Genomic DNA, 22,190 nt, shown 5'->3' on the forward strand with positions numbered 1-22,190 from the left:
ACAACATGCAGCATCCGGATCTCCCTTTGAGCATCTCCGTGGGTGTGGCGACGGCAGAAAATGCTTCGCGCCGGCTGTGGGAAGTCTACAAGGAAGCAGACGACGCGATGTACGTGAACAAGCTTGCCAGCGGGAAAGATCCGCGGGCGGCGGTGATCCGTGCCCTCAAGGCAGCCCTGGCGGAGAAGGATTTCCACAACACGGAGCGCATGAAAGAGATTGCCTGCATGCTGGGGGAAGCAGTAGGGCTCTCGCGTGAAGAAATGGACGGCCTGCGACTCCTGGTGGAGATGCACGACATCGGCAAGCTGGGAGTGCCGGACCACATTCTTTTTAAGCCCGGTCCTCTGACGGAGGAAGAAAGAAAGCAGATCCAGCGCCATTCCGAGGTGGGGTACCGCATTGCTCTCTCCTCCGGCGAGCTGGCCCCGGTGGCCCCTTACATTCTCCAGCATCACGAGCGGTGGGACGGGCGGGGCTATCCCCTGGGACTGAAGGGGGAGCAGATCCACCTCTTGAGCCGTATCCTGGCCGTAGTCGACGCCTACGACGCGATGACATCGGATCGCCCCTACCGCGGTGCAATGTCGCACGAAGAGGCTCTGGAGGAACTGAAGAAGTGTGCAGGGAGCCAGTTTGACCCGCAGCTGGTGGAGATTTTTATGAGGTTGCTGGCGGGAGAGAGGGAAAGCTGCACGGAAAAGAATGTGTAGGATAAAGGGAGAGATGCTTGTGGCCAAGCTGCACCCGGCAGAGGAGAAATTCGCCCTGGCGCCTGCCGACCCGGAGACCAGAAACGCCCTGTTGCTGCTGATTATTCCCCCTGGTGTCCTTTCCCTGGTGGGCGTAGCAGTCGGCGTATCCGACCCGGCGGAACTGCCGGGTTTCTTAGTCGTTCTGTGCGGCATAGTGCTGATGACAGTGTTGCTGATGGCGGTTTTCTTTGCCTTTACGCGCCCAGGGAATAAGGATCACCAGGCGTCTGGTTCGCCCGGTGTTCGTGCCTTACACGCAAGTGAAGAACGTTGCGACGCAGCGTTTTGCCGGGCCGCCTTTCGCCATCGTACGGTTGGGCTCCTACCCGCCGTGGGGGCTCTTCGGCTATTTCGGCCGGTTCAAGGTGGAGTGCCTGGGGTGGATCAGGGTCTACGCCACGTCTTGGCAGAACGAGATGGTTGTGCTGGAGACCGACCGGGAACCGTACTTTCTTTCTCCGGCGGAACCGCAGAGGTTTTGCGGTGCGCTGCGGACCCGGCTTAACGGCACTGCGGGTTAGTGGTGCTGCCTGGCGCGTCCGGGGGTACGGGCCGCAGTTGAAGGCTGCCGGAGTGGGGAGGTGCTGAGGCTGTGATAGGGTGGTTTTACCGCCGGAGGCGGCAAACGCGCCGGAGGTAACGCTGCCGCAAGTGCAGGAAGAAAGCACACCAGAGAGACCTCTCAAGGTTCCAGCCGGGTAACACCTTCCAGTTTGTCGAAGTCTCTGTCATACGAATAAATCTCGCTCTGCTTGCGGGCAAGCATCTGCGCGGCGATAACAGCATCGGTCCAATCGAGGTTCTTTTCTACATAAAGTTGGAGGGCCTTTTGAGCCGTTTTCTTGCTCGAAAAGCGCAAGCTACGCAGGTTGAGAATGGGGATGAGCAGCTCACGGATCTGTTTCTTAGGCTGTTTATAAAATTTTTCCAGGGTCCAGATGATATCTGCCAGGACAAGGTCGGGCAACCAGACTTCTTCGGTACCGGCTTCAATCCGCTTCAATAGCTCAGCGCAACGGTTTGCCTGCTCCGGAACATCATTAGTCAGAAAGCGGAGGATAACGTTAGCGTCGAGTGCGCGCACTTTTCTCACGGCTGCGTTCCTCCATTGCTTTATGGCGGGCGGCTTTGAAATCCTGCGGCGCTGAAACCTTAACGGCGCCTTTGAGTGTCTCGATTCCCCCTTCGGCTGGGAGAATCCGCGCGGCATCCTTCTCGACCACGAACCGGACGCGCGCCCCGGGACGGAGGTTCAAAAGTTTCCTGACCTCGGCAGGCAAGGTAATCTGGCCTTTTTTTGAAATCTTAGCGAACACTAAACTTTACCTCCATGAGACAAAAAGTTTACTTTTTGTGTATTGTAAAGCAAAACCTCTAACTTGTAAAGCATCTTCTAAATGAAGATCTGCCGCCAGAACCACCCCGTATCCCGCCAGCGGTGGCCGAAAAACCGGCCACACTTGCCATTAACACCCTCAAGAGGCCTGCGGGTAAAAATCCCCCTTTTGGGGGATAGGCCCGCAAAAGCTGCCAGGTTATGCTGTGTCTTTACAGCCATCCGTCTACCTGCCGGTCGCCATTTTTACCGGTCATGGAGATCACCCCTGGTCCACGTGGCGTTTCCCTTTGTCGCCAGGTCAAACTCGTCCATCATGGCCAGGTGGTACTCCTTTACCCTTCGGTATTCGTCTTCCCTGCGCGTGAGGTCCTCGAGTAACTGGGTGAGAAGACCGGAGAGCGAGGTCTCCCGCTCAATAGCGATATGTTTCGCCCGGCGCAGCACTTCCTTAGGTAGCGAAAGGGTAACATTCTGGTACTCCACATGCTCCACCTTCACGTGACTGAGTGTATCACTTATTTGCGTGATAAATCAAGTCGTCCGGCATAATTTCCCGGATCAGGCGGGCAGATGAAAAATCCCTTTTGCGGGTATTCCGTTCAGCATTGAAGGAAGTGCAGAGCTGTTACCTTTGTCATGGTATTTTAATATTGACAAAATCAGGTGCTTTGGGAACCCATTCGTATGATTCCATTTCACCCTGGCGCCCCTGGCCGGGAAAGCGGCTTCTGCCGGCACGAAGAGCTTTTTGGTGGTTTCCTGTAAGTTAAGGCCCAGTATTCTCTCCATGTACTTAGCTATATCCGTGTTTTCTATCACACCCGTGGGCCGGTCGCCGGTCGGCGAGTACACGTACAGAACCACATCTTCGCCGGTGTGGCCGTTGGTAGTCCAGCCGATATGAGCCCGCTTGCTAATCATCGGACCAACAACATAATTTAACCTGCCCGGTTTGGCCTCCTTGATTGCTTTTCCCGGCTTTAAAAGAGGGACCATATTCCGGAACCACAGCCTGAAGGACCCCGGCCTGGCCGGAAAGGTTCGGGAAAACCTCCAGAAGTCAAGGCCGGTGGTGCTCCTTTATTTTGACCTGGTGAAATTCCACGAGGTGGAGCAGGTGAGCGGCTTTCAGGCTGCCTCGAAGACCGCGATTGCCTGTACGACCCGAAAAAAATTGCGGAGAAGGCGGCTCAGCTCAAACGCTACGCCAAGTCCCTGCCGGGTAGCGTTTACGTAAAAGACCGCAGGTCCAGGGCTGATTATGAAAAAGTGCCGCCCGCAGCCCTGCAGGCCAGGGAAATGCCGCAGCTTCAGGAGGAATGACCGGCAGGTGAGTTGTATGGGCCTTTTATTGTGTTCATCATTGTCATTAGCGTCATTAGCCAGGGAAAGAAAGTCCGGGACACAGAATGTATTCTGTGTATGGAATGCCGGCTGGTCTGCCCCACCGGGGTCATTGCCTGAGGTTGGCGCGGGCGCGGAGGGAGCGGGGAACATGTCGCGGGCGGAAAACGGCGAACGGGGCGAGTTGCACCTGGAGGTTAAAGGCGTTCTTTATGTTTTGGGAGGTGGAGCCGGGTGATTGACATGGCGGGTGGGCTCAGCCTTGTTTTAGGGGGCGTTTTTTCTTTGTGGGGCTGGTCACTGGACAGGGGTGGCTGAAGGAGTTGGTGGCGAAGCTCGGGTACGAAAATCTTTACTTTCCGGACCGCGACGGGCGAATAAGGATCATCGTCGCGCAGTATCTGGCGCAGCTGTAACAACTGCGGAAAGCAGGAAAGGGACAGCCCCAGTTTTTAGCACTCAAATTTGGATTTGACCTGTGGAGGAGGTACAATAACTATAATTCTTTCAAAGAGAGCCTTATTTTTGGCTGCGTAAACCAAACACTAAGATGTACATTGTGAATTTATATTCGAAAGGAAAACGTGAGGTAGGTCGATCCGAAATCACCGGTCGGTACATTCTTTTTGCACGCCTGGACGGTGAAAACAAGGCCAGCCTGTGGCTGGTGCGGCCTGACGGCAGCGGCCTTGATCAGGTGGTGGAGAGCATTGGGCCCCTGACCGAGGACTTTACCTTCGGTGATCACGGCGCCGTGGCCTGGGACGAGCTTTTCGCCTACTGGCCGGGCTTTACGGACGCCGCGCTCATCAACGCGGCGAATGGCACGCCGGAAGAGGAAAAGCGTACTATTATCTAATTTTTATGGGGGCGACCAGTAAAAAGCTGCAGGCGGAGTATGAAAGCAGCCTGAAAGGCTGATGCCGTCCCGCCGGGCGGCACTGTTACTCCTTCTACGCTTGGCAGATGAGCTACTATTATTAAATTCGGAGTTTGTGAAAAAAATAGTTTTTTACAAATTCTTGTCTTGTTAAATTAAACTTGCTCCTACTAAGGGGAGGCTGAGTTTCACGGTGATTCCTACAATCAACGAGTCCCTCATCGAACAGGCGGCGCTCCAGTGGTTAGCTGAGCTCGGCTACGAGACGGCGTTTAGGCCGGAGATCAGCCCGGGCGGGGAACGGCCGGAGCGGGGTTCGTTCCGGGACGTGGTGCTGGTGGGGCGCTTGCGGGAGGCGCTGGCGCGGCTCAACCCGCACCTGTCGGACGAAGCGATGGAAGATGCGCTGCGGCAGGAGCTGATTCGCCCAATTTGGCCGAGAACAACCGGCGCTTTCACCGGATGCTGTGGGACGGGGTGAAGGTGGGGGTGGTCGGCCCGGAGGGGAGCGGCAGGGCGATTTTGCCCGGCTTTTTGATTTTGCGGACCCGGAGAATAACGACTGGTTGGCAGTAAACCAGTTACGGTGGTGACTGGCGAATACAACCGGCGGGCGGACATCGTAGTTTTCGTAAACGGCCTGCCGCTGGGGGTAATCGAGCTTAAGAACCCGGCGGACGCGACCGCGACCATCAAAGGGGCATTCCGGCAGCTTCAGAACTATAAGCGGACGTCATGGGAAAATTAGAGAGACATCATACCAAATTATTGATGGAGTAAATCTCTTGCGGACTTTCTTGACTTTGCTATCCCGAAGCAGATAACCTGTTCCAATCAGCGATTGGGTGCCAGCCTGATATGCCGGTATCGGCCGCTGCCCACAATGTTAGCCGGTATGTTGATGATGCGTCTCCTGATGGTGGATACCTCGGTCCGGGCCGTGTTTTCCGGCAACAGTGCCTGCCGGAACCAGTTCACCAGGTTGCAGGCCAGGACCTTGATCCACATGAAAACCTTATTCTTTACCATAGCGTGCTGGCTGTTCTGGTCAAGGCCAAGACCGGGGGGCACCCACCGAAGGTGGGTCAGCTCGTCGATCTTGTTCTCCACATTGGCGCGCTTGTTGTACCAACGCCGGACCTCTTCCATTTCTTTCACTAAATCTCGGCTGCAAGGCCCGCCATTACTGGATTCTTTGGTTTTACTTGCCGAATTCCTGTTAAATTGATATCAACCACGGCACAATTCCCAGCCATCCTAAAATAGCAGCGGCCATAGAGAAAATAGTTATAATAAGATAGGTCCAGAAAAGCAGCCGCATTTTCCTGCGAAGAAACCAATATGTTCCAGCCGTCAACAATATAAGTAAAGGTATTATAAGAATATCGAGGAGTTCACCCCGGTTGTCCCAAGGGATTATGCCGGATAGGTGGTATGTAACGGCAAACCCGATAAAGGGCAGTATAGGCAGGGTCAGCTTTCGGGTCAAATTGCCCGAACGAAGGCTGGCCGGAACGACAATCAGCCAGAATAATAGTACAAGCATATCTATCTCTCTACTAAACTCCCTGCCAATAAGGTACATGTCGGCGATTACACCCCACACCATGACGTAGGGGCCGACACTGATCCAGATGCGCTTGCATTTCCCGGAAAAGGACGAAGTTGTCTCTTGCGCAGCGATCTCATTTTCTTCTTCTTCAAACGGCAGGGGGCGTGTCGGGTCCCGCCGGAAAGCGATCCAGGAGACGATGCCGGCCAGCAGTACCAGCACTACCGTCGCCGGCCAGGGCCAGTAAAAAAGGACCGGCTGCCGGCCGGAAAGCATATGGAACCAGATGAAAACTGAAATGGCTGTTATAAAGACCCAAAAGATGCTGATCGCCAGGATTTTCCGCCACTGCTGGGGACTGCGAAACAAAGCGCCGGACAGAAGGCCGGGCTTTAATAACACCCTGGTTCCCAGGATAATGAGACCGATAGCAGCAAGCGTACCCCAGTAAACTGGAAAGGATGTTGTCCGGAATACCAGATGCTGCCACGGCAGGACCACCATGGCGGCGAGCAGGAGGAGGAAACTCCAGTCCAGTATATGTTCCCCCAAGGTTTTTGATGTGCGTACCTCTTTCATCCAGGCGGCAGCAAAGGCGTTTACATCTGCGCCCACCACGACTTCGACTGTTTTTCCGTCGGCAAGCGCCTCCCGCAGATGCTGTTCCAGTTCCAGTTTCATCTCGTTCACGCGCTGGCGGGGTAACCCGCTCAACACCCAGTATGCCTGACAGCTTTCAACGACTTCCTTCACGGTGTCCGGCCGATCATTATATTCATCATTTTTCACAATTCGCTCCCCCTTTCAAGGCCGGTGGCCCGCAGTACTTTCTCGACTCCGCCCGCGAAAGAATGCCATTCGGCGGCCCAAACCCGCAGCTTTTCCTGGCCGGCGGGAAGTATCCGGTAATACTTTCGTTTGGGGCCTTCCCGGGAGGAAACCAGGTAGCCCTCGATGTACCCGGCCTTTTCCAACCGGCTTAACAGGGGATAGATGCTACCCTCGCTGACCAGTTCCAGTCCCCGTTGTTGCATCTTGCGCACCATTTCATAACCATAACAAGATTCTTCGTTTATGAGAGCCAGGAGGCACATATCAAGTACCCCTTTCAGCAGTTGTGAACCTCTTTTTTCCATATATTTACGCCTCTTTGCCTGACCAAAATGTCTTGTTTTGCAAGATAGCCAGGGACATTATAACATTCAAAACCTTGCATTGCAAGACCCCTCATGTCACCCTTGACGGGTGACACCATCAGAGGATGAAAATGGGTTTGTGTTGAATTACTCCAGATGCGGCTGGCGAAGAGAATTCGAACTTTACTTGGTGCTTTGAGCCCGAAGGGTAGACCACTGCATTGATCCGGTGATTGTTCGGGGTCATGATGGAGTCTGGATTGAAGTTTGGATACGTTCCCAAAATCCACTCCGCGCCAAATTCCTGGAGGTTTTCCCTCTTGAGGAGCAAGAAAATAAAGGATCGCCCGCATGATGCTCAGCGAACGGGCGGGCTGACCCCCTAAGATTGGACAATTAGTGCTTCTTTACTCACAGTTTTAGCGACTTATGCGAACGGCACTACAGAAAATCACCGGCTTACTTCGCCGGTAGCACGGCTCCTTTATCCGACGGAGTGGTGAAGATATGTACTCTTGGCGTATCCTAACCCGGAGCCGATATTGGAGGATCAGCAGTCAGCCAGTGGGGAGGCGGTATTTGAGGGCCGGATGTCCTTTTCGGGGAAACCCGGCCTTTTGTTCTTCGTGGAATGCCGGCTCCGTCTACCAGTGCAGGTTAAATCACCGGGTGGTACCGTTCACTTACGTGAGGGTGACCGCCGTCCGGCGGGAGCGGCTGGGCGAGATCACGGAGGATGACGCCTGGAAGGAAAGCTACCCGTCAGTGGAGGGGTACCGGGAGGCGTTCGAACGGATATACGGGTTCTGGAACCCGGATGTTGATGTTTGGATGGTGGAGTTTGAGCTGGTGTAAGGCTTACGGTTAGTATTTCAAACGTCCGTGTCTGGTCAAATTTTTTTGACCCTGTTTGCCGGACAATTCGACAAAAATCCACAAAAAGTACCCGTTGCTTTTTTGCTAGCTCAGCGTTGCCGAAATGGACGTCATTAACACCGGCGGGTTGCTGATTGATTTAATCCGGCCCAGCCTGGGCTGGGAAATTCCTCAGATAGCGATACAGGGGAACTTAAACGTACTGTTTTTCATGTTGAGCGCAAGCGTTCTCCTGGCGGCAGGTACCGCCTTGACGGTTTTTATCCTTTCACCTGCCCTGGTGGGCGGGTTCTCTGGCGGTTCTGGGAGTCATCCTGGCGGTGGAGGCGTTTTTGTGCCGCCTCCTTGTCCGCATGGCTCCGGAACTTTACCGGAAAATCGAGGTGTAGAAAGGCGAAAGATGTGGCTGCCGGTGTTTCTCAACTTTAAAAAATCTATAAATGGAGAGGTTTTTCGGGGTTCCTTGTTGAAGTGCTAACTACTAAATTTATGTAAGTTTCCTGCTGAATATTTAGATAAAACTTTAAAGGGAATGCCTTTGGGGGAGATGTTAATATTGGAATTTTGGCTGAGGCCGTGTAAAATTTAAGCAGGTACCAGAAGGGAGGAGGTGAAGACAGAATGACGATAGAGGAACGTTACAAGAAAAGATATGAAACAGGCGATACTCCTTGGGATATTGGCAAACCCGATTTCAACCTTATTCAGACTGTGACTGCGATGGCCATAAAACCCTGTAAAGCACTGGATATTGGATGCGGAACTGGCGATAACTCCATATGGCTTTCCCAAAAAAACTTCGATGTGATAGGTATTGATACTTCGGAAATTGCAATACAGAAGGCTATAGAGAAAGCTTCAAAAGCTAATGTCAAATGTACCTTTATTGTGATTGACTTCCTTATGAACAAAATTGAAGGGGCGCCATTTGGCTTTGTGTTTGATAGAGGTTGTTTTCATTCATTAAATTCGGATGAAGAGCGGAAGAGCTTTGCTGAAAATGTAGCTGCTCATTTAGAAAAAGATGGTTTATGGTTGAGTATTGTTGGCAACGCCGATGAGCAACGTGATGGCCCAGGTCCACCACAGCGGACTGCCAGAGATATTGTTAACTCTGTAGAGCCCTACTTCGAAATCCTTTCACTCGTTTCAAGTCATTTTGGATCTAACCGCCCAAACCCGCCTAGAGCCTGGGTTTGCCTAATGCGAAAAAGGCGTTTTGCATAAACTGTGCTAAGTTGGATATGGGTTGATACATTGGGATTAACTGGGAAATGAAACAACCATCCGGGCTTGCATCATGTGTTGAGTATCACACTTCCCCCTTCGTGGACGGCAAGGTGTACCACCATATTAAGGCCATCCGGGAGCTGGGAGCGAACAGCGTCATGGTTTTCCATGTTGGGGTAATGGGTGCGGACAGTTGTTACGGCCACGTGGTCCGGGTGGTCTACGCGAGACGGAAATCCGGTGGGTTCCATTCGCCCCGGGTGGTTTCCCGCTAGTCCGTGTCTTGTGCCCAGCCCGCGCAATATTTTTCACATGCCGTATTCTAAATTTAAAAGGAGTCCCCACCAAAGGCAAACCCGGCGAAAGCCGGGGGCGCAAAGCCAGGGGGCCTAAAGTTGGAAGAACAGGTGTGGCAGAAAAAGGGTGTACCGAGTGCTCAATTTTGTAACGAATTTGTAACATTTTAGTCACAAATTCTTAAATCCTGCCAGGTATAATTTCTGGTAAAGCTAACCTGAAAGGGGGACCAATCATGAAAATTAAAAAATGGATAACAATGGTAAGTGCAGCAGGGTTGTTCAGTGGAATGCTTTTGGCGGGGTTACCTGCCGGGAAAGCAATGGCTGCGGGCGGTCCGCCAGCATGGGCAGGTAAGTATAATGTGCAAGCAGCCGGACCAAATACCACCGGTGCAGGCATAATGGCTGGTGCGGCTCTGGGGCGGGCAGCGGGCTCGATGAATACGTCGGTGGCGCAGTTCCTGGGAATGGATGTATCTGCGTTAATTACTGCACGTCACTCCGGCAAGTCGTTGGTTGAGATTGCAGCCGAAAAAGGTATAAGTGAGGAACAGCTGATCAACTTTATAGTCAGCCAGCGAAGCTCTCAAATCGACCAACTGCTTAAGGATGGCAGGATTACACAAGCGCAGGCCGACCAGTGCAAGCAGATCATGGCTGAGCGAATAAGGGCAAATGTCAACCGTACGACGGTAGGGCCAAACCGTTTCGGCGGGGCCGGGCGCAATGCCGGTACTTAAATGAAGACGCGGGCGCGGACGGATAAGCCAGTTTTAAAAACACCTTCTTTCCTTTTCAACCCGGCTTTATGTCGGGCTTCTTTTTTGGGGGTAGCATCGTGTTTTTCTGCCCGAACTTCCGAAGAAGCCTGGGTACAAGCCGCTGAAGCCACCAGAGCCTCGAAATTTGTACCCGGGCAGAAGCTGGAGTCTCCGAAGGAACGGTAATCGTACCGGGGCCGCAGCCTGCTCCGGGGCCGGTACTCAAGCCGGTGCCAAAAGATCCGGTGGTTAAGCCGGTGGGCAGGTATTTTTCCGTGGGCCGGGTGCCCCTTTTCCGGGGCATCCGGCTTTTTCTTTTTGTAACAACTGGCCATTCAAATGCTGGCCTGGCAGGAAACGCTGTACTACCACGCCATCGCCACGGCGGTGTACGCCGAAGCGGTGGGCCGGACGCTGGGTATAAAAGGGAAGAACTGTTTTTTTCATTGTTCCTGGTAAGGGATAATGTTTCAATAGTCCGGGCTTTCTATAGTACGGCAAATTTTCTTTAGCCGGTTCCCGGAGTTTGATGCGAATCATTGCAGAAAATGAGCTTGACAAGAGAAAGAGTTAATATTATAATTTGTAATAAATATAAATTTGAAATCATTACAAGGAGGTTTTGACAGTGGCAAAATTACAGGACAAAGTGGAACGATACTCCCCTCTTATAGGTGAGCCTTTTCCGGAGCTAACAGTTCAGAGCACCCATGGAAAGCGGACGCTGCCGCATGACTACGCAGGGCGCTGGTTTATCCTCTTCAGCCATCCAGCCGATTTCACTCCAGTGTGCACCACAGAGTTTGTGGCCTTCGCCAGGAAACATCAGGAGTTTAAGGAACTCAACTGCGAATTGATTGGCCTTTCCGTAGACCAGGTGTTTTCCCATATCAAGTGGGCAGAGTGGATCAAGGATAATCTGGGCGTGGAAATTCCATTTCCCATAATTGCCGATACCGGGCAGATCGCGGCTGAACTCGGCATGATCCACCCGGCCAAGGGGACTAATACAGTGCGGTCGGTCTTCGTGGTAGACGACAAGGGGATCATCCGGGTCATTCTCTATTATCCACAGGAGGTCGGTCGCAACATTGGCGAAATTTTGCGGATCGTCAGGGCCTTGCAGACCTCTGATGCCAACGGGGCGGCCATGCCGGCGGACTGGCCGCAGAACGAGCTCATCGGGGATGCAGTCATCATACCGCCTCCCACCGACGAGCAGACGGCCAGGGAAAGGCAGAAGACGTACACTTGCTACGATTGGTGGTTCTGCTACCGGAAATTAAGTTAAGCGGGCAGTTGCATCGCTTTTAAAAAGTTTTAACAAGAAGCCCCGGGGTCAAACGCCAGGATATTCCTTACCAATACTTGTACTCGGGAGGGACGAGGGCTGTGGAACGAGGCAGCTCTAAGGAAAAAAAGGAATACATACCAGCCCTGGCCGAAAGGCTCAAGCGCTTCGGCTTGCGTGCTACCCCGCAGCGTCTGGCCATTTTGGCTTTTTTGGAAGGAAATACTTCTCATCCTTCGGCGGAGGAGATTTTCCGGGAGCTTAAGCCGCGCCTGCCCTCTCTCTCCCTGGCTACGGTTTACGGAACTTTAGAAGTGCTTCGACGGGAGGGGGAAATCCAGGAGCTTACTATCGACTCTGAGCGGAAGCGTTTTGATCCGGATCCTAAACCTCACAATCATTTTCTTTGCCGCAGCTGCGGCAGGGTTTACGATTTACCAGTCGAGTTGCCAGCTCTAACGCCCCCCAGAAACATAGAAGGCTTCTGGGTTGAAACCTTTACCGTTGATTTTTACGGCCTCTGCCCTGCATGTCAAAAATAGGTTAAAGCCCTTTACAGGCGAAAGTAAGCAAGCTAAAACATGCTTGAAAGTGAACCAGATAAAGTTTAGAGTTATTAGGGCAATAGAAGGGACTTTACCACTCCTAATAATGGGCTTGTAAAAGGTTGCCCGGACGGTTAAAAAGAACCCCTGCCAACCACGGGCAGCCGACGCCCGCTTCAAGGCGGGCTGTTTACAGGATTAAAACTATACCCGAATGGTACTGATTTTCTGGAACCCTGCTCTTCTTCATCATTCTTGTATCCATAAGAGAAACCATTTACCCATAATATCTACCGTTATAGTATATTTTGCACTCTTTGCACCACCAAAACCCTGCCTGACTGGCTGGCCATCCAGCCTGAAAATAAAAATATTTTTTGGAGGGATTACTACCGTGAAAAAAATCTGCCCTTCTGCCGATGAAGTCCTCTTTCAATTCATCTCCAGCCGGGACGGTGTGGAAACGGCCTTTCACCGCCTGTCCGGGCAGCAATCGAAATGCAGTTTCGGCCTGCAGGGAATATGATATTCTGCTGGGGGAACCACAGCTGTCCTCCCAGCCGGTGGGTTTTGGCGTGGTGGACCCGGATTACATCAACATCATGGTCACCGGTCACCAGCATACCCTGATCGGCCCGGTCCAGGAAGGCCTGACCCGGCCCTGGGCGATGGAACTGGCCCGCCAGGTCGGGGCCAGAGGTTTTAAAATTGTAGGCTGCACCTGTGTGGGTCAGGACATCCAGTCCCGGGGCGGTGAGGTGTTCGCCGGCCATGCGGGCAACAACTTCACCAGTGAGGCGCTGCTGGCCACCGGCGGCATAGACCTGGTGATCAGCGAATTTAACTGCACCCTGCCGGGTATTGAGGAGGTCTGCCGCCAGTATATGGTGGCCCAGATCTGCGGCCCTGGCCGACGGCGCCTTCGGCCTCGCCCTGGGACTGCCCCTGCACCTGGCCCAGCCGCCCTTCATTACCGGCAGCAAGCTGGTCACCCGGGTGCTTACGGAAGAGATGGAAAAGCTCACCGGCGGCAGGGTGATTGTAGAAGGGGAAACCGGGAAAGCGGCGGAGCAGCTGGAACAGGTTATCCAGCAAAGAAGGACGTCCCTGGGGATCTAGACGCCGGGTCCGTAATTTTTGATGAAATGGGGGCTTCTGATATCCCTTCTACTTCCCCCTATCTTATACACCCGCTCTGAAACTGGAGCGGGCTTTTTTGTCTGAGCCAGAGGGAACCTTGATGAGGAAAAACCTTGTCGATCCGACATCGTTCGACAGTGTTCCCCTTGACGCTCTTTCCAGGAAGTGGTCCAATTGAATCTGGTGCAAGTTGGCGAAAGGGGGAAGTTTTTGCTGGATCTCGGCAGGGCGATCCTGCGGCTGGAAAAAGCCAGGAGAGAATTGGTGGCCGTCGATCCCGGCGACAAAGAGAAACTCCTGGCGGCCAGCCGGAAGGTGGATAAGCTGATCTTAGAGTACTACCAGGCTAAAGCTCGGCCCATGGGCATCGGAGGCCGCGGCGGGGAATAACCGTCTGTTTCTTCTCTATTCCGGGGCAGGATTTTGTTCCCCGAAAAATAAAAAAACATCCGGAGAAAAGTGTTCAAAAGGAGCGGTGGATTGCGTGAACCCGGGTCGAGGAAAAGACGAACTTTACCGGCTGGTGGACGCTCTGCCAGAGGAAAAAGCCGAAGCGGCGAAGAAGTTTCTTGAACTCCTGCTCGGCGCCAGCAGTAAACTCCTGCCGGAAAAATTGGTGGAAAGGCTGGACCTCTTCGAAAGAATCATTGATTCCCTCCCGGATGCCACCCTTGCCGTTGACCGCAAAGGAAAGGTGCTCGTGTGGAACCGGGCCATGGAAGAAATGACGGGGGTTAAGAGAGAAGAAATACTGGGCAGGGGAGAATACGCTTACGCAGTCCCGTTTTACGGGGAGAAAAGACCCATCCTCGCCAACATCCTGCTCGGCAATGGTACACAGTGGGGACAGCAGTACGATAAAATCGAATTAAAGGGCCATATTCTTGTCGGCGAAGGTTTCGCTCCTTTCGCCTGCGGCGGCAGGGGGCTTTACTTCTGGACGCTCGTGGCCCCAATTTACGACGACAAGGGGAACCTCTTAGGGGCAGTCCAGTGTATCCGCGATATCGGTGAGCGCAAAAAGATGGAGGATGAACTTAGGCGCTGCAGCACCCGCGATGCCCTCACCGGGCTGTACAACCGTGCTTTCTTCGAGGAAGAGCTGCGCCGGCTGGACAGGGGACGCTCTTTTCCTGTCAGCCTCATTTTATGCGATCTGGACGGCTTGAAAGTGGTCAACGACATGCTGGGGCACGAGCAGGGTGACGAGTTATTGCGCCGTGCGGCCAGAGTAATTGCGAGCTGCGTCCGGGGTTCCGACGTGGTGGCCCGGGTCGGCGGGGACGAGTTTGCTGTAATCCTGCCCCAAACAGACCGGAAGACGGCGGAAGAAGTGGCAGAGCGCATAAATGAGGCCGTTGAAAAGGACAACATGCAGCATCCGGATCTCCCTTTGAGCATCTCCGTGGGTGTGGCGACGGCAGAAAATGCTTCGCGCCGGCTGTGGGAAGTCTACAAGGAAGCAGACGACGCGATGTACGTGAACAAGCTTGCCAGCGGGAAAGATCCGCGGGCGGCGGTGATCCGTGCCCTCAAGGCAGCCCTGGCGGAGAAGGATTTCCACAACACGGAGCGCATGAAAGAGATTGCCTGCATGCTGGGGGAAGCAGTAGGGCTCTCGCGTGAAGAAATGGACGGCCTGCGACTCCTGGTGGAGATGCACGACATCGGCAAGCTGGGAGTGCCGGACCACATTCTTTTTAAGCCCGGTCCTCTGACGGAGGAAGAAAGAAAGCAGATCCAGCGCCATTCCGAGGTGGGGTACCGCATTGCTCTCTCCTCCGGCGAGCTGGCCCCGGTGGCCCCTTACATTCTCCAGCATCACGAGCGGTGGGACGGGCGGGGCTATCCCCTGGGACTGAAGGGGGAGCAGATCCACCTCTTGAGCCGTATCCTGGCCGTAGTCGACGCCTACGACGCGATGACATCGGATCGCCCCTACCGCGGTGCAATGTCGCACGAAGAGGCTCTGGAGGAACTGAAGAAGTATGCAGGGAGCCAGTTTGACCCGCAGCTGGTGGAGATTTTTATGAGGTTGCTGGCGGGAGAGAGGGAAGGCTGCGGTGAAAAATTTTAAAACTTAACCGAGAAATGCCAGGTTACATAATAACTACTACTTTAATATAGAAATAGGGAGAAAGATGAGGACGGTCGTCCGTATGAGACCCAAGTGTGATAAAAGCTCCAACAGCCTGCGTGTCGTAATTCTTGCTGGCGGAGGTGGTGAACGGCTCTGGCCTTTGAGTTCGAGTAAAAGGCCGAAGCAGTTTTTGCGGCTGTTTGGTGAAAAAATAATGTTGCAGGAAACAGTGCATCGTGTAAGTGGGCTGGTAAGCGCTGAAAACGTGTACATTATTACACCCCGCAAGTATGGTAGTATGGTTAAGGAACATTTAACGGGAATACCTGAGGGTAATGTTTTAGAGGAACCGTGCGGGTGCGGCACAGCGGCAGCTGTAGGCTTGGCAGCGCGCTTCTTGGCGACGTTGGAGCCGCAGGCGGTAATGGTAGTTCTCCCGGCGGACCATTACATTGCCGACGTCAAAAAGTTTAAGGAAGCTCTGTTGGCTGCCGGGGAACTTGCAGCCTCCGGGCGGTGGCTTGTGACACTGGGGGTAGCACCAACACGCCCCGAAATCGGGTACGGGTACATTCGGTGCGGCGAGCAGATCGGCGAGGTGAGAGGACGAGCAGTGTATCGAGCAATTTGCTTTATCGAGAAGCCCGGATACGAACAGGCATGCATGTTTTTGGCGCAAGGCGATCACCTCTGGAACAGTGGGATGTACGTATGGCGGGCGGATCTGATTCTGGAGATGATTAAAAGATACCTGCCGGAATTGGCCAGGGGTCTCGATATAATTGGCGAAGCGATTGGTACGGAGCGACAGGACGCCGTTTTGGAGGAAATCTACCCTGTGCTGCCTCAAATCACCATAGAGTATGGACTGATGGCACGGGTAGGGAATGTAGCAGTGGTACCACTAGATGCAGGGTGGGATGACGTGGGGACCTGGCCGGCCTTGGCACGCTACAGGCAGTCAGACGAGAATGGAAATGTGGTGGATGGGCACGGAGTCCTGGTGGACACGGAAGGGTGCGTTGTGTATGCCTCGCGGCATTTGGTGGCAACGCTGGGTGTGAGAGATCTTATAATAGTGGAGGAGAACGGGCGGTTTTTGGTCTGTGCGAAAGAGCGAGCGCAGGAGATAAAGCAGGTAGTGACTGCCCTCAAAGAGGCGGGTTACTACCATGCCATCTAAAATCAGCATGGTTTCCTTTTGCATTTTTAGAAAAACGGGGGAGTGCGAGGGGGCTGTAATCCCCCTTACTTTAGTGGGAAGATACACGGACCCCCTCGCCGGGCGCAAGCCCGAAAGGACGTTTTGTAAACATATGGTCTATTTACTACAATAATACCGGATACCGCTATTTTGTCCGGCCCATGTTGATGCGCCGGCCGGTATCCAGGTATATATACGGGGTCGAAAGATAACGACCCCTTGCCTTTGTGGCCGGGCCATGGTGCAGCTGCAAGGCTGTACTGGTGTGCTGCAAGCAGCGCATCGCGTTGCCTGCAGAAACCTCCGGGGCACCTAATCACGGACTCCGGCATCCCGGACGCTGTTCTCTCCGTGGATGCCCCCCAATTCGTTTGAGGGGAGGAGGTCACAGTGACCTAACTATCGGTTCCAAAACCAGGGAGGATGATATATTTGCGAGCGGTAATTGTTTTGACAGCAGCTGTTATCTTTCTTGTTTTCTGTTTGGTGCCGTTAAATCTTTTGTTCTCATCAGAGGTTACTGCCCAACAACCTGAGAAAAATGTACAGGCTTTTACCCTGACACGGTTGGGTTACCCAAACGATATCCGATTAGAGGGTAGCGACCCCACGTTCGTCTTTTATGTGCCGGTAGTCCCAGGAGTAGACTTTTCAAAAAGTGTTTTCAATCTACACCTTACTTTTTCGCCGGTTTTAAATCCCGGCTCATCAGTTAAGGTGTTTGTCGCTGATAATCCGGTTTATACCGTATTGCTTAGGGATTTGCTTGGCACTGGACAGGAAGTATCTATAAAGGTGCCGCTGGCTGGTGTTACACTTCCCGCAGCATCTGATATGCTCAAGGTTGAAGTTCGTTTTCACCTCTATATAACCAGAAACATCTGTCAGGACCTCGCCACCGGTAACCTTTGGGCAGTATTGCACAACGACAGTCATGTTATCCTTTCAGGTGCCACTTACCAGCCGCAAAGTGTCGCGGATTTTCTGAACGGTTCCTTTAAACGTGTGTATATCATGCTGCCGAAAACGGTTTCACCGGAAACAGCTACCTGTTACTTAAAGACTTATGCTTTTCTGCGACGTCTATTCCGCGACAGAGGCGTGGTTGTCGAAACGCTGCTGCCCGGCCAGCCACCTGCCGATACTGCCAGCCCGCACATTATAATTGAAGATTCAGGTAGCAACTTGATTCTAGACGAAAACCGTAATCTTCGATTGGGTCCAGGAGCGGTGGACGCATTTATCTCATCCCTGAGGGCACTGTTCCTGGGGCGTAGGGTTGAAGTAACCACAGCGCGAACATCTACACCGGATGAGGTACCGGTTAAAATTCTTTTGGAGGATCTAGGTTATAGTCCGGTTACTGTTCGTGGGGTTGGCGATCTTAAGGCCGCCTATACCTTCACCATATCCGATCTGGGTGGCTGGCCTACCAGCATGCGGCTGGTACTTTTCGGGCGGTATACCCCCCTTGTCGAAAAAAATAGTAAGGATATGCTGTATTTAAAAGTTTACCTCAATGGTCTCTTGCTTAAAGCTCTTCCTCTGGACGGGAAGGGCGAGATAAACGGCTTAAGTGTATCCATACCGGACTACTCATTAAGACAGGAAAACACCCTAGAATTGATTTACGCCTACTATCGTGAAGTAGGCGACTGTGTAGAAGGAACCATGCCTTTCGAAGGGCTATTCTGTAATCGCTCTTATTTAGAGCTGAGCGGGCACCGCAAAGACGATTATCTTTCTTTTTCCAGTATTCCAGCCAGTTTTACAGGAGCGGGATACGTGGTGCTGCCGGAGAAAGATACGCTATCTTACCTTCTGGCCGCCGGTGACTTGCTTGCCGCTGTAAGACAAATGGATCGCGCACCTATACAGGTGCAGGTCGTTTTTACTCCGGGCAATGAAAATCAACGCGAACTGTCAGGGAAAGGGTGGTTGCTGCTTATCCTCCCGCCGGAGATGTTAAAGCAGTTTCGCCCCCCTGTGGATATAAGTGGTAATAGGATTATCATTTACAACCCGCTGACCAAGGAACAGTTTTTCGAAGTAACTACTGATGAAGCTCTCGGTATTGCCCAGGTTTATTATGTGTCCGATCAGACACCTGCTATTGCTCTGAGTTTCCATGGTCAGGGTATTTCTGAAATGCAGGCGCTTGCTCATCGGTTGGCTAATCCAGACAACCTGAGGCGCTTGCGCGGGAATATTGCTCTTTTTCGTAATGACCAGCTGGTTGGATTCGATGTGGGAAAGAAAATGCGGGCACGGGTTGAAGGCGAGAAAGATCTGTGGTATTACTACCATCGATACCGGGTTCCTATTTTTGTAGGTCTGCTGGCTATCCTCAGTATTCTGGCCTACATTGTTTACATCCGGCTGGCCCGTTATCCTGCTAACCGCTGAGAGGTGGTCATTATGTCTCATGAACGCCACCTTTTGGGTCAGCTACTTCTTGACCGGGGAATTATCACACCTGAACAGCTTGAACATGCCCTTTCTTTACAGAAGGACTCCGGTGGGCTCCTTGGTCAAATTCTGGTGGCTCAGGGGTATATCAACAACCTGCAGCTATACGAAGTCCTAGCCGACCAGTTAAATATTTCCTACGCCAGCAAAGAATTGGAGGCACTGGCCGTTACGGCTGAATGGACCCTGGCGCGGCACTTCCAGCCAGAGGTGTTGCTTAAGCACCTCTTTTTCCCTATACGACGGGAAGGGGAGAATATAATTGTCCTCACCTGTGACCCGCGTGATCCTCGCGTGGATCGTCTCGTTAGCGAGAAAATAGGAACGACAAGGGTTGAAAAACTTCTGGCCAGCGAGCGGGATATTTCCTGGTTAGTTGAGCAATGTTTCAAAGAAAAAATACTGGGAGAAGCAATAACCGGCTTATTTTACCGAGTTCCCGAGGAGTCGGCGATGAGGGTTTTTGTGCCCTGGCAGGTAATGGGCGGGTATGTTATTATTGCTGCTTACCTTTACTGGTTGACTGTTGATCCCCTCGGAGCGCTTGTCTTCCTGATCGGGAGTTTAAACGTGCTTTTTCTGGCCTCTGTCGTTTTCAAGTTTATATTAAGCCTGGTCGGCGCCAGATACGAATTGAGAGGTACGGTAACCGAAGAGGACGTGCGTGCCCTGGAAAATAAGGGCCTGCCGGTTTACACGGTGATGGTTCCCGTTTTTAGAGAGCCGGAGGTAATGAAAACCTTGGTAGATGCTTTGCGGAACCTCGATTATCCGCAGGACAGGCTGGACGTGATTTTTCTTTTTGAAGAAGAGGACAGGGAAACCCTGCAGGCGGCCAAAGATGCCCGTCCTCCAGCTAACTGGCGTTTTATTGTTGTGCCTAAGAGTTTTCCACAAACCAAGCCCAAGGCATGCAACTTCGGGTTGGCTTTAGCCCGCGGAGAATATCTGACCATCTACGACGCCGAAGATATTCCCGAACCGGACCAACTGAAAAAAGCAGTTGCGGCTTTCCGTAAATATCCGGACAGCTATATTTGCTTTCAAGCGGCTCTAAACTTCTTTAACCGGGATGAAAATTTCCTTACCAGGATGTTTACCCTGGAGTACTCATACTGGTACGATTATATTTTACCGGGACTTGATCGATTGGGTCTACCCATACCGCTCGGCGGCACTTCCAACCACTTCCGTACAGAGAAACTGCGGGAACTTGGTGGTTGGGACCCTTTCAATGTCACGGAGGACGCCGACCTGGGAATCCGGGCTTACGGGAGAGGATACCGGGTGGGGGTACTGAATTCCACCACTTACGAGGAAGCTAACAACCGCGTGCAAAACTGGATCAGGCAGCGCTCGCGCTGGCAGAAAGGATATCTGCAGACTTTTCTCGTCCACAATCGGCGGCCGTTCGCCTTCGTGCGGAAGGTGGGCTTGAAGGGTTGGCTGACGCTACAAGTTTTCATCGGCGGAAGCGTTGCTAGCAACGCCGTGGCTCCTTTTTTCTGGCTGATGTTCTTCTACTGGCTGGTTACCAGAAGTGTGGCAATTGAACCGCTTTTCCCGGGGCCACTTCTCTATATAGGTTTGTTCAATCTACTGGTAGGCAATTTCTTGGCTATCTATTTAAACATGCTGGCCGTCTTCAAACGCCGGTACTATCACCTTACCCCTTACGCCCTGGCCAATCCCGCTTATTGGGTTCTTCACGCTCTCGCAGCGTGGAAGGCGATATGGCAGCTATTCACCAAACCCTTTTATTGGGAAAAAACGGCTCACGGGCTGACCAAACAGGGGGTGTCTTCGGTTGGCGAAAAAGGTTTTCCCGGCAGCGTTTCTGTTTCTGCTGACACTTAGCCTTTATGTCGGAATAGGGCTGCAGGCGGGTCGTGCAGGCTTCTTCTCGCTGGAGAATTTTTTTTACGCAGAAAAGGCCCTTTTAGCCGTCAAAGGCAATCCACCGCGTCTTGAAAATATTGGCCTGGTTTATCCACCTCTTCCTTTTTTCTTGACCCTCATACTTGGAGGCCCTCTTACGGCAGCAGGTGTTTCAGGCGCAACCATGGTTACCCTTTTGGGAACGCGTTTGGCAGGTAAACATGTGGGTTTGGGAACGAAGGTAAGTATCTATGCGTTTTTACTTTTACTTCCCTCCATTATGTTCCTGTTCAGCCAGAAACCAGGTACTGCAGTGTTCTATACCCTGTTTACGACAAGCAATTACTTTTTATTGCGCTATTTAGAAACTGGCCACACATTCAACATTTTTATCTTTGGCCTAATTTACGGCCTTTGCTTCCTGACGGCTTACGAAAGTATCGTGCTTTTGCCTTACTACCTGCTACTGCTGATCTATTTTGTGCGCTTGAAGGAACCTGGCAGGTTTTTCTCCCTGCTTTTGGTATCTTTTTTGCCATTGTTTTTTTCCCTCGGGGCCTGGGTTTACCTGAATTGGCTGTTTACGGGAGACGGGTGGCACTTTCTGCACAGCCCTTATTCCTACTTTCAAGCCTATCGTGAAGTTACTCCTGACCTGATCGCCATTTCCGGGCGACCGGCTGCTTCGCTTGTCCATACAGTGGTGTGGTCATTCCCGCTTGTGGGATTCTATTACTTCATGCTGCCTTTTTTAGAAAAAAGAGCACGGGCGGTTTTTTTTAGTCCTTATTTTCTTGTCTACATTGCCCCGGTTTTGTTGCTTGCAGCTGAAGGATATTTCGGGCTTTTGGCCCCCGCCATATACAAGTATTCTTTGCTCGGTTTTTCGGCTGCGCTCTTTGTCGATAGGGTTCAACACCAGAGAGCGCTGAAATTGCTCCCATGCATTGTCATAGCGGCGCTGATTTGGGGCTGGTTTGTTATCCATAACAGCCCTGCTGCGGAAGAAAGGGCCTTCGGGCAATTTCTCATTGGAAGTAGCTTTGTTTCCTCCAACGAGGAATACCGCGAGGCTGCCGTTGTGCTGAGGGAGACAAAAGGGAAAATTCTCCTGGACGACAGTCAACTGTACCCTCTGGTGGTGTTAGACGGCGATCCTTCTCGCTTTATATTACCTTACAATTATGAGTTTGATGCGGCTGTCGCTAATCCGCATCTCTTTGCTCAATGTGTAGTTGTTTATCGTGACCCATACAAGGACCAGATTGCCGGGGCGTGGCCAGATGTTCTACGGGAAAGGCTGCCGGGGTTTTACCCGCAGTGGAGCGGGAAATACATCACAATTTTCGAGCATTGGTGAGTTTATTTAGAATATCGTTAAGACTGAAATAGTGTTTCGGCGATGGCAAAC

The 22,190-nt window shown here is 52.5% G+C and carries 28 protein-coding genes, 2 pseudogenes and 1 riboswitch; of the genes and pseudogenes, 22 read left to right on the top strand and 8 right to left on the bottom strand.

Annotated elements, in window-relative coordinates; genetic code table 11:
* Window positions 1–5 precede the first annotated feature (5 nt).
* A complete protein-coding gene (locus tag G7K71_RS19380; protein WP_243174791.1) occupies window positions 6–713 on the top strand; it encodes an HD domain-containing phosphohydrolase in 708 nt (235 codons plus the stop codon).
* Between the two features lie 230 nt (window positions 714–943).
* Window positions 944–1,276 carry a PH domain-containing protein gene (locus tag G7K71_RS08810; RefSeq protein ID WP_166345298.1) on the top strand — a complete coding sequence of 111 codons (333 nt, stop codon included), beginning with the start codon at window positions 944–946 and terminating at the stop codon, window positions 1,274–1,276.
* A 161-nt stretch (window positions 1,277–1,437) separates the two neighbouring features.
* Here the strand turns inward: G7K71_RS08810 and G7K71_RS08815 are convergent, their stop codons facing one another.
* The 5 genes from G7K71_RS08815 to G7K71_RS08835 form a co-directional block, all read right to left on the bottom strand.
* Complete coding sequence (locus G7K71_RS08815; protein ID WP_166345301.1) at window positions 1,438–1,848, bottom strand: PIN domain-containing protein; 411 nt, start codon at window positions 1,846–1,848, stop codon at window positions 1,438–1,440.
* Complete coding sequence (locus G7K71_RS08820; RefSeq protein WP_166345336.1) at window positions 1,820–2,071, bottom strand: AbrB/MazE/SpoVT family DNA-binding domain-containing protein; 252 nt, start codon at window positions 2,069–2,071, stop codon at window positions 1,820–1,822. Before G7K71_RS08820 ends, G7K71_RS08815 begins: the two co-directional genes overlap by 29 nt.
* Before the next feature lie 77 nt (window positions 2,072–2,148).
* Window positions 2,149–2,313: a hypothetical protein gene (locus G7K71_RS08825; protein WP_166345339.1), complete on the bottom strand. Its 165-nt coding sequence runs from the start codon at window positions 2,311–2,313 to the stop codon at window positions 2,149–2,151.
* Window positions 2,314–2,337: 24 nt separating this feature from the next.
* Window positions 2,338–2,577, bottom strand: coding sequence for a DUF6364 family protein (locus G7K71_RS08830; protein ID WP_166345342.1), 240 nt, complete (start codon window positions 2,575–2,577; stop codon window positions 2,338–2,340).
* 75 nt (window positions 2,578–2,652) lie between these two features.
* On the bottom strand, window positions 2,653–3,090 hold the full coding sequence (locus tag G7K71_RS08835; protein WP_166345344.1) for an alkaline phosphatase: 438 nt from the start codon (window positions 3,088–3,090) through the stop codon (window positions 2,653–2,655).
* A gap of 357 nt (window positions 3,091–3,447) precedes the next feature.
* Here G7K71_RS08835 and G7K71_RS20210 point away from each other — a divergent pair, with 357 nt between their 5' ends.
* The 5 genes from G7K71_RS20210 to G7K71_RS19850 all read left to right on the top strand — a co-directional run bounded on the left by G7K71_RS20210 (window position 3,448) and on the right by G7K71_RS19850 (window position 5,066).
* The gene (locus G7K71_RS20210; protein ID WP_166345347.1) at window positions 3,448–3,558 is read left to right on the top strand and encodes a 4Fe-4S binding protein; all 111 of its coding nucleotides are present in this window, start codon (window positions 3,448–3,450) and stop codon (window positions 3,556–3,558) included.
* A gap of 167 nt (window positions 3,559–3,725) precedes the next feature.
* Complete coding sequence (locus tag G7K71_RS19845; RefSeq protein WP_279286313.1) at window positions 3,726–3,854, top strand: hypothetical protein; 129 nt, start codon at window positions 3,726–3,728, stop codon at window positions 3,852–3,854.
* A gap of 143 nt (window positions 3,855–3,997) precedes the next feature.
* Window positions 3,998–4,297 carry a hypothetical protein gene (locus G7K71_RS08845; protein WP_166345350.1) on the top strand — a complete coding sequence of 100 codons (300 nt, stop codon included), beginning with the start codon at window positions 3,998–4,000 and terminating at the stop codon, window positions 4,295–4,297.
* A 214-nt stretch (window positions 4,298–4,511) separates the two neighbouring features.
* A complete protein-coding gene (locus G7K71_RS08850; RefSeq protein WP_166345353.1) occupies window positions 4,512–4,799 on the top strand; it encodes a type I restriction endonuclease in 288 nt (95 codons plus the stop codon).
* Window positions 4,800–4,904: 105 nt separating this feature from the next.
* The gene (locus tag G7K71_RS19850; protein ID WP_166345356.1) at window positions 4,905–5,066 is read left to right on the top strand and encodes a type I restriction endonuclease; all 162 of its coding nucleotides are present in this window, start codon (window positions 4,905–4,907) and stop codon (window positions 5,064–5,066) included.
* 92 nt (window positions 5,067–5,158) lie between these two features.
* Here the strand turns inward: G7K71_RS19850 and G7K71_RS08860 are convergent.
* The 3 genes and pseudogenes from G7K71_RS08860 to G7K71_RS08870 all read right to left on the bottom strand — a co-directional run.
* Window positions 5,159–5,464, bottom strand: a pseudogene (locus G7K71_RS08860) (transposase); the annotation flags it as partial.
* 73 nt (window positions 5,465–5,537) lie between these two features.
* Entirely contained in the window at window positions 5,538–6,659 is a 1,122-nt protein-coding gene (locus tag G7K71_RS08865) for a hypothetical protein (protein ID WP_166345361.1), read from the bottom strand.
* Window positions 6,656–7,006 (bottom strand): PadR family transcriptional regulator, encoded by a 351-nt coding sequence (locus G7K71_RS08870; RefSeq protein ID WP_166345364.1) that lies wholly within the window; start codon window positions 7,004–7,006, stop codon window positions 6,656–6,658. Before G7K71_RS08870 ends, G7K71_RS08865 begins: the two co-directional genes overlap by 4 nt.
* Window positions 7,007–7,585: 579 nt before the next feature.
* Here G7K71_RS08870 and G7K71_RS08875 point away from each other — a divergent pair.
* From G7K71_RS08875 to G7K71_RS08940, 15 genes and pseudogenes are all read left to right on the top strand, one after another.
* Entirely contained in the window at window positions 7,586–7,861 is a 276-nt protein-coding gene (locus G7K71_RS08875) for an ASCH domain-containing protein (RefSeq protein WP_166345367.1), read from the top strand.
* Window positions 7,862–8,503: 642 nt separating this feature from the next.
* The gene (locus G7K71_RS08880) at window positions 8,504–9,109 is read left to right on the top strand and encodes a class I SAM-dependent methyltransferase (RefSeq protein ID WP_166345370.1); all 606 of its coding nucleotides are present in this window, start codon (window positions 8,504–8,506) and stop codon (window positions 9,107–9,109) included.
* A 47-nt stretch (window positions 9,110–9,156) separates the two neighbouring features.
* On the top strand, window positions 9,157–9,387 hold the full coding sequence (locus G7K71_RS08885; protein WP_166345373.1) for a hypothetical protein: 231 nt from the start codon (window positions 9,157–9,159) through the stop codon (window positions 9,385–9,387).
* A 64-nt stretch (window positions 9,388–9,451) separates the two neighbouring features.
* A riboswitch (cyclic di-GMP riboswitch) is annotated at window positions 9,452–9,515 on the top strand.
* 129 nt (window positions 9,516–9,644) lie between these two features.
* Entirely contained in the window at window positions 9,645–10,151 is a 507-nt protein-coding gene (locus tag G7K71_RS08890) for a hypothetical protein (RefSeq protein ID WP_166345376.1), read from the top strand.
* Window positions 10,152–10,800: 649 nt separating this feature from the next.
* Complete coding sequence (locus tag G7K71_RS08900; protein WP_313884936.1) at window positions 10,801–11,463, top strand: peroxiredoxin; 663 nt, start codon at window positions 10,801–10,803, stop codon at window positions 11,461–11,463.
* Between the two features lie 101 nt (window positions 11,464–11,564).
* Window positions 11,565–12,005 (top strand): transcriptional repressor, encoded by a 441-nt coding sequence (locus G7K71_RS08905; protein WP_313884937.1) that lies wholly within the window; start codon window positions 11,565–11,567, stop codon window positions 12,003–12,005.
* A gap of 397 nt (window positions 12,006–12,402) precedes the next feature.
* Window positions 12,403–12,534: a hypothetical protein gene (locus tag G7K71_RS19855; protein ID WP_279286339.1), complete on the top strand. Its 132-nt coding sequence runs from the start codon at window positions 12,403–12,405 to the stop codon at window positions 12,532–12,534.
* A pseudogene (locus G7K71_RS20215) lies at window positions 12,533–12,910 on the top strand (carbon monoxide dehydrogenase); the annotation flags it as partial. The gene G7K71_RS19855 and the pseudogene G7K71_RS20215, both read left to right, overlap by 2 nt.
* Window positions 12,870–13,127 carry a hypothetical protein gene (locus tag G7K71_RS20220; RefSeq protein ID WP_313885030.1) on the top strand — a complete coding sequence of 86 codons (258 nt, stop codon included), beginning with the start codon at window positions 12,870–12,872 and terminating at the stop codon, window positions 13,125–13,127. The pseudogene G7K71_RS20215 and the gene G7K71_RS20220, both read left to right, overlap by 41 nt.
* A gap of 204 nt (window positions 13,128–13,331) precedes the next feature.
* The gene (locus G7K71_RS08915; RefSeq protein WP_313884961.1) at window positions 13,332–13,538 is read left to right on the top strand and encodes an aspartyl-phosphate phosphatase Spo0E family protein; all 207 of its coding nucleotides are present in this window, start codon (window positions 13,332–13,334) and stop codon (window positions 13,536–13,538) included.
* Between the two features lie 94 nt (window positions 13,539–13,632).
* Window positions 13,633–15,225, top strand: coding sequence for a diguanylate cyclase (locus tag G7K71_RS08920; protein WP_313884939.1), 1,593 nt, complete (start codon window positions 13,633–13,635; stop codon window positions 15,223–15,225).
* Window positions 15,226–15,307: 82 nt separating this feature from the next.
* Complete coding sequence (locus tag G7K71_RS08925) at window positions 15,308–16,411, top strand: mannose-1-phosphate guanylyltransferase (RefSeq protein WP_166345379.1); 1,104 nt, start codon at window positions 15,308–15,310, stop codon at window positions 16,409–16,411.
* A 453-nt stretch (window positions 16,412–16,864) separates the two neighbouring features.
* The gene (locus G7K71_RS08930; protein ID WP_166345382.1) at window positions 16,865–18,838 is read left to right on the top strand and encodes a cellulose biosynthesis cyclic di-GMP-binding regulatory protein BcsB; all 1,974 of its coding nucleotides are present in this window, start codon (window positions 16,865–16,867) and stop codon (window positions 18,836–18,838) included.
* 12 nt (window positions 18,839–18,850) lie between these two features.
* The gene (locus tag G7K71_RS08935) at window positions 18,851–20,758 is read left to right on the top strand and encodes a glycosyltransferase (protein ID WP_166345385.1); all 1,908 of its coding nucleotides are present in this window, start codon (window positions 18,851–18,853) and stop codon (window positions 20,756–20,758) included.
* Window positions 20,709–22,139: a hypothetical protein gene (locus tag G7K71_RS08940; RefSeq protein WP_166345388.1), complete on the top strand. Its 1,431-nt coding sequence runs from the start codon at window positions 20,709–20,711 to the stop codon at window positions 22,137–22,139. The genes G7K71_RS08935 and G7K71_RS08940 overlap by 50 nt, the downstream gene beginning before the upstream one ends.
* The last annotated feature ends 51 nt before the right edge of the window (window positions 22,140–22,190 follow it).

Source organism: Desulfofundulus sp. TPOSR, from assembly GCF_011393055.1.
Lineage (GTDB): Bacteria > Bacillota > Desulfotomaculia > Desulfotomaculales > Desulfovirgulaceae > Desulfofundulus > Desulfofundulus kuznetsovii.

Excerpts from the sequence above, each read along its gene's own strand:
- G7K71_RS08825 (WP_166345339.1), bottom strand. The coding sequence starts at position 2,313 with ATGGCTGTAAAGACACAGCATAACCTGGCAGCTTTTGCGGGCCTATCC.
- G7K71_RS19380 (WP_243174791.1), top strand. The coding sequence starts at position 6 with ATGCAGCATCCGGATCTCCCTTTGAGCATCTCCGTGGGTGTGGCGACG.
- G7K71_RS08925 (WP_166345379.1), top strand. The coding sequence starts at position 15,308 with ATGAGACCCAAGTGTGATAAAAGCTCCAACAGCCTGCGTGTCGTAATT.
- G7K71_RS08835 (WP_166345344.1), bottom strand. The coding sequence starts at position 3,090 with ATGGTCCCTCTTTTAAAGCCGGGAAAAGCAATCAAGGAGGCCAAACCG.
- G7K71_RS08880 (WP_166345370.1), top strand. The coding sequence starts at position 8,504 with ATGACGATAGAGGAACGTTACAAGAAAAGATATGAAACAGGCGATACT.
- G7K71_RS08890 (WP_166345376.1), top strand. The coding sequence starts at position 9,645 with ATGAAAATTAAAAAATGGATAACAATGGTAAGTGCAGCAGGGTTGTTC.
- G7K71_RS08935 (WP_166345385.1), top strand. The coding sequence starts at position 18,851 with ATGTCTCATGAACGCCACCTTTTGGGTCAGCTACTTCTTGACCGGGGA.
- G7K71_RS08870 (WP_166345364.1), bottom strand. The coding sequence starts at position 7,006 with ATGGAAAAAAGAGGTTCACAACTGCTGAAAGGGGTACTTGATATGTGC.
- G7K71_RS08885 (WP_166345373.1), top strand. The coding sequence starts at position 9,157 with ATGAAACAACCATCCGGGCTTGCATCATGTGTTGAGTATCACACTTCC.